Annotated in this window: 17 protein-coding genes and 1 tRNA gene; 14 read left to right on the top strand and 4 right to left on the bottom strand. The window is 33.6% G+C overall.

Annotated features, from left to right (window positions below; genetic code table 11):
* Positions 1-66: 66 nt before the first annotated feature.
* A tRNA-Phe gene (locus ACKI3Q_RS03765) sits at positions 67-139 on the top strand.
* A gap of 90 nt (positions 140-229) precedes the next feature.
* Here the strand turns inward: ACKI3Q_RS03765 and deoC are convergent.
* On the bottom strand, positions 230-958 hold the full coding sequence (deoC, locus tag ACKI3Q_RS03760) for a deoxyribose-phosphate aldolase (protein WP_407414405.1): 729 nt from the start codon (positions 956-958) through the stop codon (positions 230-232).
* A 76-nt stretch (positions 959-1034) separates the two neighbouring features.
* A complete protein-coding gene (locus ACKI3Q_RS03755) occupies positions 1035-2690 on the bottom strand; it encodes a tRNA uridine(34) 5-carboxymethylaminomethyl modification radical SAM/GNAT enzyme Elp3 (RefSeq protein ID WP_407414404.1) in 1656 nt (551 codons plus the stop codon).
* Positions 2691-2780: 90 nt separating this feature from the next.
* Here ACKI3Q_RS03755 and ACKI3Q_RS03750 point away from each other — a divergent pair, with 90 nt between their 5' ends.
* Both ACKI3Q_RS03750 and ACKI3Q_RS03745 read left to right on the top strand, forming a co-directional pair.
* Positions 2781-3065 carry a PRC-barrel domain-containing protein gene (locus tag ACKI3Q_RS03750; RefSeq protein WP_407414403.1) on the top strand — a complete coding sequence of 95 codons (285 nt, stop codon included), beginning with the start codon at positions 2781-2783 and terminating at the stop codon, positions 3063-3065.
* A gap of 15 nt (positions 3066-3080) precedes the next feature.
* Positions 3081-3377: a DUF2098 domain-containing protein gene (locus ACKI3Q_RS03745; protein ID WP_407414401.1), complete on the top strand. Its 297-nt coding sequence runs from the start codon at positions 3081-3083 to the stop codon at positions 3375-3377.
* Between the two features lie 9 nt (positions 3378-3386).
* Here ACKI3Q_RS03745 and ACKI3Q_RS03740 read toward each other — a convergent pair whose 3' ends face one another.
* A complete protein-coding gene (locus ACKI3Q_RS03740) occupies positions 3387-5468 on the bottom strand; it encodes a DEAD/DEAH box helicase (RefSeq protein ID WP_407414399.1) in 2082 nt (693 codons plus the stop codon).
* 122 nt (positions 5469-5590) lie between these two features.
* Here ACKI3Q_RS03740 and ACKI3Q_RS03735 point away from each other — a divergent pair, with 122 nt between their 5' ends.
* From ACKI3Q_RS03735 to ACKI3Q_RS03685, 11 genes are all read left to right on the top strand, one after another.
* Positions 5591-5851, top strand: a complete 261-nt coding sequence (locus tag ACKI3Q_RS03735; RefSeq protein ID WP_407414397.1) for a thioredoxin family protein — start codon at positions 5591-5593, stop codon at positions 5849-5851.
* A gap of 24 nt (positions 5852-5875) precedes the next feature.
* Positions 5876-6952, top strand: coding sequence for a cobalt-precorrin-5B (C(1))-methyltransferase CbiD (cbiD, locus tag ACKI3Q_RS03730; RefSeq protein ID WP_407414395.1), 1077 nt, complete (start codon positions 5876-5878; stop codon positions 6950-6952).
* Complete coding sequence (locus ACKI3Q_RS03725) at positions 6949-8019, top strand: glycosyltransferase family 4 protein (protein ID WP_407414393.1); 1071 nt, start codon at positions 6949-6951, stop codon at positions 8017-8019. The genes cbiD and ACKI3Q_RS03725 overlap by 4 nt, the downstream gene beginning before the upstream one ends.
* A complete protein-coding gene (locus ACKI3Q_RS03720) occupies positions 8019-8885 on the top strand; it encodes a shikimate kinase (protein ID WP_407414391.1) in 867 nt (288 codons plus the stop codon). The genes ACKI3Q_RS03725 and ACKI3Q_RS03720 overlap by 1 nt, the downstream gene beginning before the upstream one ends.
* 118 nt (positions 8886-9003) lie before the next feature.
* Positions 9004-9339, top strand: a complete 336-nt coding sequence (locus tag ACKI3Q_RS03715; RefSeq protein WP_407414389.1) for a chorismate mutase — start codon at positions 9004-9006, stop codon at positions 9337-9339.
* Positions 9332-9529 carry a 30S ribosomal protein S17e gene (locus ACKI3Q_RS03710; RefSeq protein WP_407414387.1) on the top strand — a complete coding sequence of 66 codons (198 nt, stop codon included), beginning with the start codon at positions 9332-9334 and terminating at the stop codon, positions 9527-9529. Before ACKI3Q_RS03715 ends, ACKI3Q_RS03710 begins: the two co-directional genes overlap by 8 nt.
* 175 nt (positions 9530-9704) lie before the next feature.
* Positions 9705-10928: an aspartate kinase gene (locus ACKI3Q_RS03705; RefSeq protein ID WP_407414385.1), complete on the top strand. Its 1224-nt coding sequence runs from the start codon at positions 9705-9707 to the stop codon at positions 10926-10928.
* The gene (gene dapA, locus ACKI3Q_RS03700; protein WP_407414383.1) at positions 10925-11818 is read left to right on the top strand and encodes a 4-hydroxy-tetrahydrodipicolinate synthase; all 894 of its coding nucleotides are present in this window, start codon (positions 10925-10927) and stop codon (positions 11816-11818) included. The genes ACKI3Q_RS03705 and dapA overlap by 4 nt, the downstream gene beginning before the upstream one ends.
* Positions 11819-11827: 9 nt before the next feature.
* Positions 11828-12649, top strand: a complete 822-nt coding sequence (dapB, locus tag ACKI3Q_RS03695) for a 4-hydroxy-tetrahydrodipicolinate reductase (RefSeq protein WP_407414381.1) — start codon at positions 11828-11830, stop codon at positions 12647-12649.
* 9 nt (positions 12650-12658) lie between these two features.
* Positions 12659-13708 (top strand): aspartate-semialdehyde dehydrogenase, encoded by a 1050-nt coding sequence (gene asd / locus ACKI3Q_RS03690; RefSeq protein ID WP_407414379.1) that lies wholly within the window; start codon positions 12659-12661, stop codon positions 13706-13708.
* Between the two features lie 231 nt (positions 13709-13939).
* Positions 13940-15097: a hypothetical protein gene (locus ACKI3Q_RS03685; RefSeq protein WP_407414377.1), complete on the top strand. Its 1158-nt coding sequence runs from the start codon at positions 13940-13942 to the stop codon at positions 15095-15097.
* Between the two features lie 158 nt (positions 15098-15255).
* Here the strand turns inward: ACKI3Q_RS03685 and ACKI3Q_RS03680 are convergent.
* Positions 15256-15555, bottom strand: a 300-nt coding sequence (locus tag ACKI3Q_RS03680) for a hypothetical protein (RefSeq protein WP_407414375.1), incomplete at its 5' end; no start/stop codon positions are given.

Raw genomic sequence — 15555 nt, 5'->3', positions numbered from 1 at the left:
GTCTAGGGGTATGATTCCTCTTTGACGTGGAGGAGATCACGAGTTCGAATCTCGTTCGGTCCATATGCCATGGTAGTTCAGATGGGAGAACGCTAGACTGAAGATCTAGATGTCGCTGGTTCAAGTCCGGCCCATGGCATTACTAATTTTCTTTTTTTTAAATTAATTAGCTTAAAATAAGATTATTTTTTATAAAAAAAATTAAAGTTAATGGTGATTGGTTTTTAGGTTAATTCTTTTTTAATGTAATTGATTTTGGTTTTACCTGTGTGTTTTCCCTTAATTCTTTGTATTTGCTAACGATTTGATAACCGTTATTTGATGCAATTAAATCAGCACCTCCGGTCAACACCTGATGGGCCATTTTCCAAATGTCAATTCCGTCATAAACTTCTATTTTTGTTTTAGGAGCATATTTCTGAATTATATTGATGTCATTTACAATTTCATAAATGTGATTTGGAGTTAAAAATCCTGTTGAAGTTTTAATGTAGTCAACGTTGGCATTTTCCAGTCTTATTACAAGATTTGCCTTCTGTTCATCTTCAAGAATTTTACTTTCAATAATCATTTTTAATGTTGTGTCTCCAAGAGCTTCTTTAATCTGTCTGGCTTCCTCTTCTATTAAATCATATTTTTCGCTTACAACATGATTTAAATTAATCACTGCATTAACTTCGTCTGCTCCTTTTTCAACCAATGTTAAAGCTTCAGCGACTTTTGATTCTGTATTTTCAAAACCTAATGGAAATCCAATAACACTTCCCACCTTTATGTCGCTGTCAGCTAAAATCTCTTTAGCCAATGGAACATAAGTAGGATTAATTGTAACTGAATTAAAATTTAATTCTTTTGCTTGATTTAAGAATTCGGTCATTTCAGCTTCACTAATCATGTTATTTAAATTTGTGTAGTTAATAAGACTAGCTAAGTGTTTTGAATTTTTTATTCTGTACATATTACCACTCTAATATTATTTTTTAATTGTTAGTTAATATACGAATGAAACTATATATAACTTTTGTCTTGATTTTTCAGATTAATTTTTTTGCCATATATGGGCCTTTTCTTTCATAGCCGAATTTGCGATAGTAATTTCTAGTTCCAATGCCGCTTATAATTGCTATCTCTTCTTTTCCATTATCAATCGCTAAATTTTCAGCTTCCATAAGTAATTTTTCACCAAATCCTGTATGCTGTCCGATTGAAGGATTCTTATTGCCTATCTGAATCATGTTTCCATAAACGTGAAGTTCGCGTATAAGTGCGGTCTTATCTGTAATTTCCGGTCTGAATGTATTTTCGGAAGGTATTCTAAAACGTAAAAATCCTGCAATGCTTTCTTCATTTTTATCTTCAATTGAAATGAATGTTTCTTCACCGCCGCATGCAACATATGATTCCTTGAACAGTTTAAAATCATCTAAAGTATAATTTTCCTTTGTTTTCTTGTGTCCAATTTCACGGCATCTGATGCATTGGCAATCAATGTGATTTTCATCCAGCTTATTATAGACGAGTTCTCCAAGATTTGACTTTTGAACGCCGGCTTCAATTAATGTGGAAGGTATGTCCCTTTGAATTCTCATTGTTCTAACCCATTTTGGAAGTATCTTTTTGATTTCTACAATTAAATCGACAGCTTCTTCATCGGTGTATGGACTGTATATGCCTTCTTTCCACATGTCATATAATTCGCTGCCTTCTGTAACAAGGCAAGGGTAGATTTTAAGCATATCTGGCTTGAAATTGTCATCGCTAAATAATTGCTTAAACATTTTCAGGTCTTCTTTTTGATCCACAAACAATCCGGGCATCATGTGCATGGCCACTTTAATTGCTGAATCTCTTAAAAGCTGGTTTGATTCGATTACATCAGCAATTTCATGTCCTCTTTTTACTTTGGCATACAATTCGTCGGATAATGTCTGAACACCTAATTCGACTCTTGTAACTCCAAAATTAAGCATTCTGTTAATATGCTCTTTTTTACAGTAATCTGGCCGCGTTTCAAATGTCATTCCAACACATCTGACTTTGGAATTTTCATTGGCAAGTTGAATATCGTCTATTAAAACATAATCGCTAGGAGGATATGTTTTTACAACATCTTTTTCAAGTTCTCTGATTAATGGCTTGTCTATTTCAAATTCAGCATTATTTTCCAAAATCAGTCCGAAATCAGTCATTGCTTTAAGGCATTGTGATACAAACCATTCCTGATAACATAAATCTCTTGAAGGAAATGTTCCTCCCATTATAATCAATTCGACTTTGTCTATTGGATGACCTATCTTTTTAAGCTGTGATAGTCTGTTAAAACACTGGACATACGGATGATATTCAAACATCCGACCTCTTAAAGCTGCTGGTTCTTCACCAGTATAGCTTGGAGGCGCTATATCACTTTCAGGACAGTATAGGCATCTTCCGTGAGGGCATTTGTGTGGATGACACATTACGGCTACAATAGCTACGCCGGATTTTGTTCTGGTTGGCTTTTTCTTCAACGTGTCTGAAACAAGTTCTTTTTCTTCTGCAGTTGCATATTCAAGAATGTCTGCATTGCTCATAAATCGAGATAATTTCAAGTCACGACAAAGCTGTCTTTTGCGAACTTCCAAATCACGCCGAGTGGATATTTTGCCTTCAATAATATCATCAATTATAGTTCGACATGCCTCTTTCATTAATATTCACCTATATTATTATATGATAGTTAATTTTATATATTCGTATGTTTTAATAGTATATTAAAATAATCACATTGAGGAGATAAAATGCACGCAAAACAATTTTTTGGTATTACTGTATTAGACAAAAATGTAAAAGCTGTTGGTAAAGTTGAAGATATTGACATTGACACTGAAACCGGTGATGTTACATCCCTTATCATTTCATTGAATAAAGGTCTTTTTTCCAACGATGCAATTGAAGTGGAATTTGAAAACATAGATACTATTGGTGACTACATCCTTTTAGACACTGAAATTGTTAAAGAAGAAGAAGTCGAAGAAGAAGATGAAGAACCTGAAAAAGTTACTGTTGAAGTAGAAGAAGAATAAATTAAGAGGAATATCATGGCACTCGATGCTCGTGATAAAGAAATTTCAATCGAAGATTTCGTCCGTTATGTAGATACCGGAACTATAGGTCAAGTTATTGAGATTAAAACCGAAGATGAAACTGACTGGGTTTTAATCGATAAAACCGATTTATGGTATAAAGCTAAGTTGGTCGAAATTCTCGATGAAAAAGATATTAAAGTCAAGTTCACACCATCAGGTCGTGAATTTGATGTTGAAGAATTTAAAGAAAAATCTGATAAATTAGAAAACATGCAAATGGATTCTAGTGTTGCAGAAGGTGGAGGTTAATCCTCCTACCTAATAACTATCTGCAAATTGTTTTATTTTTTTAGATAATGTTTCACCAATACCATCGATTTTTTGCAGTTCTTTCTCGCTTACTGATTTTAAATCAAGGCCAAAGACGTCAGCTATATTTCTTGCCCTTTTTCTTCCAAGACGTTTAACGCCAACGACGAGAGGAATTATGTCTTCTTTCACGCCGTAATAAAGTCTTGCAGATAAGTAATCATAATCTTTTAATTTGGAATAATCTCCCAATACTTCTGACGTATTTTTAGCAAAGCGTATAAGTCTTGATGCTTCATATGCTGTTCTTCTTGTCGATGCAGAATAGACGCCATATTTATTTTCTATTTCAAATTCATTACGTTCATTAATCCATTCAATTAATGATACGGTAGTCGCTTCAGGATTTCCAATGTCAACAGCAAAAAGCCCGGCTTCAGACATCTTTTCACGAACAGGATCTTTGTTTTTCTTTCCTTTGAATGTAATTAATGGCAGGTCAGGTGTTTCTGCAAGGGCATAAATGAATTCGGGAATATTGAATGTATCTGTTGTTGAAATATATTCCTTAATTTTAACGGCCGTTTCTACAGTATAATTTGATTTAGCTATCAAATTTCCAAAATCAGTTGTTTTAAGTCCTTCCGGTGTTGCCCTAATAATTCCATTTTGAAGCAGAAATTGTAAAGCGTTTTCAAGTTCCCATTTCAGACTATCTGATGCAAAGAGGGACATGGAAGGATTATTGCTCATCTGATATCCATATAATGTTTTTTCAAAGAAATCAACCAATTCATCCAAATCCTTTGATAATGTTGATGCAATTTGTGCTATAATTTGTTTATGGATTGCATCTTTGTTATCAATTAGTTTGGAGTTTGTCAGTTCAATCTCTCCGTTAATATAATAATCTTGCAGGTTAATTGCTTCGTCAGCAGTTTTTGCAATAAGATATGAATATCCCACATCATCGTATTGCGGTCTTCCTGCACGGCCAGACATTTGCTCATAATCAAATACTGGGATTGGCTGTGGTCCGTTGCTTGTCCAGCGTGTGGTATCCCTTATTGCAACGGATTTTGAAGGCAAATTAACACCATACATTAAACTTGGTGTTGCGCTGATCATTAAGATATTTCCTTTTCTGAATTCTTCTTCAATAATTTCCTTTTGTTCATTGAAAAGTCCTGCATGGTGGAATGCAACTCCTTTTTCGGCAGCCTCAGCTAATTTCACACATGTTGTTGTTGGAAGTGATCCCTTATTTTTAGGAACTTCAAGCAATTTATTTGCAACTTCTTTAAAGTCTGATTTTTGTTGTTTAGACAGTTTTTTGTTGATTTTTTTAGCGACATATGTGGCTAAGCTTTCCGTAAATCGTCTTGTAGATACAAAGGACAATGCTTGGGAATTATCCTGCATTGCCTTTTCAACGATTTTAACAATTATGTCATTTTTGTTTTTCGTATTGAACATTTCTCCGTCCAAAACTTCTTTGTTCAACGGTACTGGTCTGTAATCGTGTTCTATGCATTTCCCTTCAAGCCAACCTTCTATCTCTTCAATGTTTCGAAGCGTAGCGGACAGGGCTATTATTCTCATTGACGGATTAATAATTTTAGCTCTGGTAATGGCCGCTTCCAGTGTCGGCCCTCTGGTATATTCTCCAATCATGTGGAATTCATCTATAATCAATGTATCAACATCTCTAAGAGCATCCCATGAAAAACGTGTAAGGGCATCAAATGATTCAAAAACCATCACAGACAAATCTGCACTTGACGGATGTTTGCCGACACTAATTCCATGCTCTTCAAATGCTTTAAATTCCTGCACTTTTTCATTTTGAATTGATAATAAAGGTGCTGCATAAACGGCTTTTCCTTTATTTAAAATAGTTTTGAGTGCGGGCAACACTCCCAAAACAGTCTTACCACTTGCTGTTGGAATGCAGATAATGTAATTTGATTTGTCATCTAAATATCCTGATTCAATCACTGCTTTTTGCGCTGGATTAAACTCTTTAATATATGGGTATGCAGTGTTAATTATTTCTTTAATATCTTTCGGTAAATTTTCCATTTTAATCAATTAAATATTGATTTTTTTTATATTAATATATTTGTAGAGAGCATTTGAATAGTAACCTTAACAATTATATACTATAATTAATATAATAGTTACAAAATACAATATTTTTAGGTGTTATGATTATGGTAATTAAAGTTGAAGTATTTAAAACTGATTCATGTCCCCACTGCCCTGCTGCAGTAAGTGCTGCTGAAAGCGCTAAAGCAAAATTAGGTGACCAAATCGATGTTGAAATCGTAAATGCAAATGATCCTGCAAATATTGATAGGGCTAGACAATACCAAATAATGGCTGTACCTACTGTTGTTATTGACGGTAATGTTGAATTTATTGGTGCGCCTAGTGATAGTGATTTAATTACAAAATTAGAATCTTATTTATAGATTCTCTCTTTTTTTATTATAAAAATGACTGATGAAAATTATATGGGTGTTACTACAGGTACTGTAGCTACAGCTTGTTCTCTTGCAGCATTCGATGCTATTTTGGACTCACAGGATATTGTTTGTGTCAATGTTGAAACTCCCAAAAAAACTTTAGATATTCTAATTGATGATTGTCGTAAGTTATCTGCCAATTCTGCTTGTGCTGTAGCTCATAAAAATCCATATAATGATCCTGATGTCACAGTTAATTTAGATATTGTTGCCCATGTTGAATTAATTGATTTTTCTAGCGAAAAAGTTATTATTACTGGTGGGGAAGGTGTTGGTGTTATAACAAAACCCGGTCTTCAGATTCCTGTCGGTGAGTATGCAATAAATCCTGTTCCCCGTAAAATGATTAAAAAGAACTTGGAAGATAAGGTTCCTGAAGGCAAATCAGTAAAAGTTACTATTTCCATACCTGAGGGGCGTGAAATTGCTAAAAGGACAATGAATCCAAAATTGGGTATTGTTGATGGAATTTCTATACTGGGAACAACAGGAATTGCCCGGTCAATGTCTAGTGAGGCTTATAAGAACTCCATTGTCACTCAAATTGATGTTGCAATTGCTTCTGATTTAAATGATCTGGTTTTTGTTCCTGGAAACATTGGTGAAAAATTGGCCTTAAAAAGATTGAATGTTACAAAAGAACAGATTATTCAAACGGGCAATTATGTTGGATTCATGTTTGAGGAAGCTAAAAAACGGGGAATAGATGAATTTACCTTTTTCGGACATATTGGAAAATTGATTAAAATAGCTGGTGGAATATTCAATACAAAGCATGCTGTTGCCGATGGAAGGCGGGAAATAATGATTACTCATGCAGCTATCTGTGGAGCCGAAAGGGAAGTGCTGGAAAGATTATATGAATCTGCTACAACCGATGATATGCTTGATATTTTAAATGAAATAGATATTCAGACAGAAGTTGTTAACAGCATAGCATCTGCCATCAAGCAAAGATGCATGCAGCGTTTTGAACTTAATCTCGATGTAATCTTGGTTGACATGGAAGGCAATTTTTTAAATGACAATATGGAAAGATTTATATGAAAATAGCAATGGTTGGTCAATTTCCACCCCATTATGGTGGTGTTGGTGTTCATATTCATACGTTATCGAAGGAACTTGTAAGATTAGGTCATGAAGTTTATGTAATAACATACTCCCATCCGGATTTAAAGGATATTGATGGAATTCATGTCATAGGAACTAGCGGTATCAATATACCTGGAATTAGAGGTTTGATGTTTGAAAGAAATGCAAAAAAAGCTTTAAACCAGTTATTGGAAGAGGTTGACATTGATATAATTCATGGTCATTACTTATTCCCTGCCGGTGCGGCCGCCTGTGATGTGGGCTCAAAACATAATATAAAGACATATGTGACGGCTCACGGTTCTGACATGTTTGAAATGTATAAAAAACAATCCTTCATGAGACCTTTCATTAAAAAAGTATTGAAAAAAGCAGATGTTGTCTTTGCAGTAAGCAATGCTTTAAAAAGTGAGATATTGGCTACTGATGTTGAAGGGATTGATGCCAAAACAAGATTATACTGGAATTCCGTCGATATCAATAAGTTTTCTAAGGATAATGAAAATCTGCTTGAAAGTCATGGAAAACCGATTGTTTTATTTGTAGGCAATCTCATTAAACGTAAAAATGTTAATTTACTTTTGGAAGCTAAAAAACTGGCCACTGTTGATTATGAACTCGTTATTGTCGGTGATGGTCCGCTTAAAAAAGACCTTGAAAATAAGGTCAAAAAGGACAACATTCCAGATGTAAGATTTTTAGGGTCTAGAGATGATGTGGAGAACATAATTCCTGGTTGTGACGTACTGGTTTTACCTTCATTTTCAGAAAGTTTCGGTTTGGTTTTAATTGAAGCATTGGCCTGTGAAAAAGCTGTCATTGGAAGTAATGTCGGTGGAATATCTGAAATCATTACTGATGAGGTAGGATTATTAATAAATCCCTATGATGCTTCAAGTTTGAGAAGTGCTGTTGATAAAATGGTTGGAGACGATGAATTTAGAAATGTTTTAGCTTCAAACGCAAGAAAAAGAGCTATAGATTTTAGTAAAGTTGAAATTCCATATGATGAGATGAAATAATGATTAAAAAAGTTAAATGTCCAGGTTCCGCAACGATAATTAATGCAATAGCAACAGGTTTTGGATCCGCTTTTGGAATTGGCCTCAATATTGAATGCGAAGCCAAAAGTATTGATTCAGGAATTAAATGTTCCAATGATGTTGGAGCAAGCACAGAGTTAATGGACTTATGTGTTAATAAGGTCTTTGATAAGTATTTTATTGATAAGGAGGATTTCGGTCTTGAAATTAAAACCCATTCAACATTGCCTATGGCTTCAGGCCTTTCAAGCAGCAGCGCATCTTCCAATGCAATCGTAGCCATTTCTTCTAAGATAATCAGTGAAGAATTTGATTTGGCTCCATTATCTGATCTGGATATTATTAATTTAGCTATTGATGCATCTATTGAAGCGGGTGTTACCATAACAGGTTCTTTTGATGATGCAACAGCATCTTATTTTGGAGGTGTTGTCGTTACTGATAATAGGAATCGTGAATTTTTAATTAAGGAAAAAATGGATGATTATAAGATATTGGTTTACATGCCAAATTTCCATGCAAAATCGGGTGATAGTGATGTTAACCGTATGAAAGTAATGGCGCCGCTTGTAGAAACGGCATTTGATTTTGCAAGGAATAAGGATTATTTTAAAGCCCTTAACTTAAATGGTCTGATTTATGCATCTGCATTGGGTTTTGATTCAGCTATAGCAATTGATGCAATTCAGGCAGGAGCTATCGCTTCCGGTCTTTCAGGAACAGGCTCTTCATTTGTAGCAGTTTGTGAAGATAACGTCATTGATGATATTAAAAATGCCTGGAGTTCTCTTGAAGGCCGTGTCATTGAAACCAATGTCGATAATGAAGGCTGCGTATTTTTATAATTTAATTTTTTAAATTTTTTTTTAAAATATCCATAATGGGTTAATTTATGGCATAGTTTATATACTAGGATTATTATAAATTATATTATTATCATTATTATCAAATTTTGGTGATTTTTTGAGTGATGAAAATGAGGTAATATCTTTTAATAATAAAGAAGATGCTGAAAATCTTTTAAAGGAATCTAGAAATCGCATTGATGAGATTGATAATGAGTTATTTGATTTAATTTGCCAGAGAACTTCACTTGCAAAGGATATTGCTCTTGCAAAGGAATATTTGGGTTTACCAATTTATGATAAAAGTAGGGAAGATGCAATACATGCAAAAATTGAGAAGTTATCTGATGAAAACGATATTGATATTGAAATAATAAATCAGATCGTTGACATGCTAACTATATTAAGTAAAAATGAGCAGAAAGAAATATTGAGGAGGAATGTTGATGGGTAATATTAGAACTTCATTTGTTAAACGTTTAGCAAGAGAACTTATAGACACTCACAAAGGTGTTTTCACTACTGATTTTGAAGAAAACAAAAAATTAGTATCTGAATATTCTACCGTAAGTACTAAACATTTAAGAAATAAAATTGCAGGATATGTTACAAGACTTGTTAAATTAGAACAAACTCAAGAATAAATTTTCATTTTTTATTCTTTTTATTATACTTTTTTTGAATGATTATATAATTTTTATAGAAATTTTTTTTAAAAGTTTATTAATATCTTTTAATAAATATATATATCGTATTTTTATTTAATCAAAAATTTTTAAAAGAACTATTAAATAGTTTTTAGAAATAGGTGTGAATTAGATGGATTTAATAGTAGCAAAATTCGGAGGTACATCGGTAGGTGATGGCTCCCGGATTAAAAAAGCGGCGCAGTCCGTAGTAAATGAATATATGAAAGGTAAACAGATTGTAGTTGTAGTTTCTGCAGTTAACAAGACTACTGATGAACTTATTGGATTATCTGATGAGGCAATTGGTGGAAGCTTAACTGAGAATCAGAAGGCAAATATTATGGCTATGGGTGAATTAACCAGTGTCCGATTATTCTCTGCAACTGTTGAATCCTTAGGTGTTAAATCACAGTTTATTGATCCTTATAATGATTTATGGCCAATTATGACTAATTCAAATGCATTGGAAGCAAAAATTGATTTTGCATCAACTGCTGAAAAATTCAAAGGAATAAAAGATCTTCTCAATCAGGGCATTATTCCTGTAATTTGCGGATTTTTAGGAAAAGGTCCGAGTGGGGAAATCACAACTCTCGGAAGGGGAGGAAGTGATATTTCAGCATTTCTGATTGGACATTGTCTTGATGCTAATGAAGTAGTCATAGTAACTGATGTTGAAGGTGTAATGTCTACAGACCCTAATAAAATTGAAGAAGCGGAATTATTGGATGAAATAACTGTTGAGGAGATGAGGGATTTGGCAACTCATGGCGCCCAGGTCTTGCATCCTCATGCATTAAGATATAAAGATCCATTAATCAATGCAAAAATTATCAATTTTGCTTACGGTGATTTGTCAGTAAAAGGAACCCGTATTACTGGTCCTTTTGAAGGCGATATGATGAAATCCGTATCACTTTATAAAAATCCTATTTCTGTTATTGCTTTGGTTGGGGACGGCATGCTTAAAAAAACAGGACTGTTGGCTAAATTAACGAGTTGTCTTGCAAGCAATAATATCAATATATTTGGCATTTCTGCTGGACAAAATTCAATGACAGTATTTGTTGAAAAAGAAGACTCACAAAAAGCTTATCGTTTATTACATAGTTTAGTTATTGAAGATGATATTTTCAGTTCATTATCTTTGGCTGAGGATACAGCAATGATTACTATTGTCAGTCCGGATTTTGCTGAAGAAACTCCTGGAATAATTTCAAAAATTACAGAACCGCTAAGAAAAAATCATATTAATATAATAGAAATATCCTCATCTCAGACAGCTATCGTTGTTTATGTTGATTTAGTAGATGGTGATAAAGCATTTAAATTACTTAAAGAGGTTTTAGAATGAATTTTGAAGGAACTTATGTTGCAATGGTCACTCCTTTTGATAAAAAAGGAAATATTGATGAAGAAGGTTTCAGATCAAATATCAATTATTTGATTGAAAAAGGCGTAAACGGATTGGTTGGTGCCGGAACTACTGGTGAATCCGCTACAATAAATCATGATGAACATAGAGAAATTATAGAAATGTTGGTTGATGAAGTTGACGGAAGGGTTGAAACTATTGCAGGTACAGGTAGTAATTCAACTAGTGAGGCTGTGGATTTAACTAAATTTGCTCAAGATGCTGGTGCTGATGCAGCATTGGTCATCACTCCTTATTACAATAAACCTCAACAGCATGCACTTGTAAATCATTATCGTACTATTGGGGAAAGCTGTGACATTCCTGTTATTGCTTATAATGTCCCATCCCGTACCGGAATAAACATGGATGTTGAAACCATTGTTGAAATAGCAAAAATTGACAATATTGATGCGGTTAAAGAGGCAAGCGGAAGTGTTGATAAAGTTTCTGATATCTACAATGCTCTTTTGGCTGAAGGTCTTGAAGATGATTTTAACATATTGTCTGGTGAAGATTCATTGACTTTACCAATTATGGCTGTTGGAGCTACTGGTGTAATCTCCGCATCCGCTAATATCGATGCAAAAAGAATGGTTTTAATGGTTGACAGTATTTTAAACGATGACTACGACCGTGCTTTTGAACTTCACAATGCTATGTTGGAATTAATAAGGGCTTTATTTATTGAAAGTAATCCTGTTCCAGTAAAAACTGCAATGGGACTTATGGGTCTTCCATCCGGACCGTTAAGAGCACCTTTAGCTCCAATGAAAGAAGAAAACCTTGAAGTTCTTAAAAAAGCTTTAAAAAATGCAGAATTAATTTAAGGTGTTTAAATGATTAGAGTAGCAGTAACCGGAGCCGCCGGAAGAATGGGCTCGGGTATTATTAAAAAAGTAACTGAACAAGATGATATGGAAGTTGTTGCAGCTATTGAAATTCCTAACACTCCTTTAGCAGGACAGGATGCTGGTGTCAAAGCAGGTGTTGGGGATTTAGGCGTTAAAATTGTTGGTGCAGAAAAATTAGAAGAAACTTTAAAAGAAACCAATCCTGATGTATTGGTTGACTTTACCATTGCACATGCTGCTGTTGAAACAATCAAGACCGCTACTGCATGTGGCGTTAATATAGTTGTTGGAACAACAGGTTTTTCAGAAGAACAAATGGCATCAAACATTAAAAATGTTGAAGACAATAATGTGGGTGCAGTAATCTCATCAAATATGGCTATTGGAGTAAATGTATTTTTTAATACTTTAAAGAAATTAGCTCCATTATTATATGATTTTGACATTGAAATTATTGAAGCACACCACAATCAGAAAAAGGATGCTCCATCAGGAACCGCAGTGACTGCTTTTGAAGTAATTGCAGATGCACTTGAACGTGATCCTGAAGAAGTGGGTATTTACGGAAGACACGGACTGGTTGGAAAAAGAACTCCTGAAGAGATTGGTATCCATGCAGTACGTGGCGGAGACATTGTCGGTGACCATACCGTAATGTTCGTTGGTGACGGTGAAAGATTGGAAGTTAAACATCAGGCACATACTAGGGAAGTTTTCATAGCTGGTGTAATTAGAGCGATAAGATATGCTCCTACTGCTGAAAAAGGTGTTGTCAGTAGTATGAATGATGTTTTAGGATTAGAATAGGTGTTTTTTATGGTAAAAGTTGGTGTACTTGGTGCTACAGGAATGGTTGGTCAAAGATTTATCCAATTATTGGATAATCATCCTGATTTCGAACTTACTGCTCTTGCAGCTTCTTCACGTTCTGCAGGAAAAAGATATGAGGATGCTACCACTTGGTATCTTGATGATGCTATGCCTGAGTCCGTAAAGGACATAATTGTATGTGAAACAAATCCTGAAGAAATGGATAATGATGTGGATATTGTATTTTCATCACTTCCTACAGAATTTGCAGCAAAAGTCGAAAAGGATTTTGCAAAGGATTATGTTGTTGCAAGTAATGCAAGTGCTCACAGGATGAAGAAAAATATTCCTTTAGTGATTCCTGAAGTAAACCCTGAGTACTTGGACATGATTGATGCTCAGCAAAAGGAAAATAACTGGGACGGTTTTATTGTAACTAATCCTAACTGTTCCACTATTGCTTTAACATTGTCATTAAAACCTATAGTTGATAATTTTAACATTAACTCAATTAGGGTATCAACCATGCAGGCAGTATCTGGTGCAGGTTATAATGGTGTTCCATCAATGGCTATTGTTGATAATCTTGTTCCATATATTGGAAGTGAAGAGGAAAAGATGGAATCAGAAACCTTACACTTATTGGGGACTTTTGATGGTGAAAAAGTTAATGATGCTGATTTCAAATTAAGTGCTTCATGTCATAGGGTTCCTGTTATTGATGGTCATACTGAGGCAGTATTTATTGAGTTTGATGATGACTTTGACATTGCTGATGTGAAAGAAAAAATGGCAAACTTCAAAGCTCTTCCTCAAGAATTAAATTTATTCTCAGCACCGGAAAATCCAGTTATTATCAAAGAAGAAATAGACAGGCCTCAGCCTAGAATGGATAGAAATGCAGGTAATGGTATGTCTGTTAGCGTAGGTAGATTGAGAAAAGACCAAGCTTTTGATAATAGTTTAAAATATATTCTTGTTGGACATAATACAATTCGTGGTGCTGCTGGTGCATCAGTATTGAATGCTGAGTTAATTAATGATAAAATACTTTAATTTAACTCATTTATTTTTTTTATTTTTTCTATTTTTTTCTATATTTTTTAATTGGTTTCTATATCTTTTTAGTTTCTATTTTTGATTAATTTAAGGGTTTAATTTAAATAGTATGACATCAATATTAAATATTAGATAAATATATTATAGTGCATATCATAATTTTTAATTCTAAAAATTAAACATATGCAAATTTCAATATTGAGATAAATTTTAAGTTAAGGGATAGAAATGGTAAATGGAATAGATGCTGAGAAAGAGACTTTACAGTCTTTAGTCAGATCTTGTTTATTAGAGCTTAATAAACTTAAATTCGATTTAACACAATTAGAAGTGGAAAGGGCCAATGATAACTCCGCTTCACGAATTCGAGAGCTCGAACAAGATATTGTTGACAAAGAAAAAGAAGTTTCAGTTATTAAATTTAAAGCAGAAGAAGAAGTAAACCAGCTCAAAGGTCAGCTTGATGAAAAGGATTTATTAATTAAAAATCAAGAAGATAGGATTTATGAACTTGATTATGTCAACAATTCTTTGGATGAAATTAAAACGTATTTTGCAGAACAATTAAAAGATTATAAGAAGAATGAACTCTCTGAAGTTAATGAAAGGTTAAACGAATCCTATAAAAGTATTGCTGAAAAAGATGCGCAAATCAATAATCTTTCAAGAACTATCGATGAATACAAAATTCAAGTTATCAAATTGGAAAATGATGCTGGCGCTCAGCAGGAAATAATGGAGCTTGAAAAGCAGATTGAATTTAAAAACAGAGAACTCCAGCAAAAAGATAATGAAATTACTGCAATCGATAATCAATTGGCATTGTTGAGAGAACAAACTATCCCTATAAAAGATTATGATAATTTACAGGCACAATTTGAAAACGAAATTGCAGCTATGGACAATGAAATTACCTTATTGAAAGAAGGATCTATCCCTAAACAAGATTACTTGAATCTTAAACAGTTATTAGAAAATGAAGTTGCAACAATGGATACAGAAATTAATGCACTTAAAGAAAACTCTATCCCTCGTGAAGAATATGAAAGTCTTCAGAAATATTTGGAAAGTGAAATTTCTGTCCGTGACAGTGAATTGAAATATCTTAAAGAACAAAGTGTTCCTAAATCAGATTATGTCAATTTGCAAAATGAACTTCAAAATGAGATTATTGCTAAAGACAATGAACTTAAATATCTCAAAGAGCAGACTGTTTCTCGTGAAGAATTCATTAACCTTCAAAATGAATTGATTCGCAAAAACGATAAAATCAAAAGATTGGAAGAAATCAATGCATTTTTCAATGAACTTCAGGAAGAACAGGATTCATATGAAACTATTGAAAGGACACCTCCTTTCAAATTAGAGAAAAAACAACATAGATAAATATTTTTTATCTATTCTCTTATTTTTTTTAATGTTTGATGATGTGGCAAGATGTCACTATTTTTTTAATTTTATTTTTGCTTATTTTATGCTTTATGAAAACTAAATGTGGATTAAAAATAAAAAAAGGGGGTGATAATAATCCCCCATTTAACTAACTATATCCCATCCATACTTACTGTTTTTACTGAATTATCGGAAAAAGATTCTTCAAAAGTTCCCATTAGCCAGTCCTCTTGAGAAATTGCATAATTTCCAACATATCCTCCTAATGCACCAGTTATTATTCCTACTGAAACAAAACTTATAGTACAACTCAATCTATTGAAATTAACATCATAACTGGATTCAATAGTTTCAGCAGCAGCAAAAAGACCAAAACAAGCACCAATAGACGCACCTACGGCCATACCAATTACTGGATTACAAGTAAATACAGTAGTAAGAAAACCGGTAGC

This window comes from Methanobrevibacter sp. (assembly GCF_045636185.1).
Taxonomy (GTDB): domain Archaea; phylum Methanobacteriota; class Methanobacteria; order Methanobacteriales; family Methanobacteriaceae; genus Methanocatella.
This window is presented reverse-complemented; position numbering and strand designations above follow the sequence as displayed.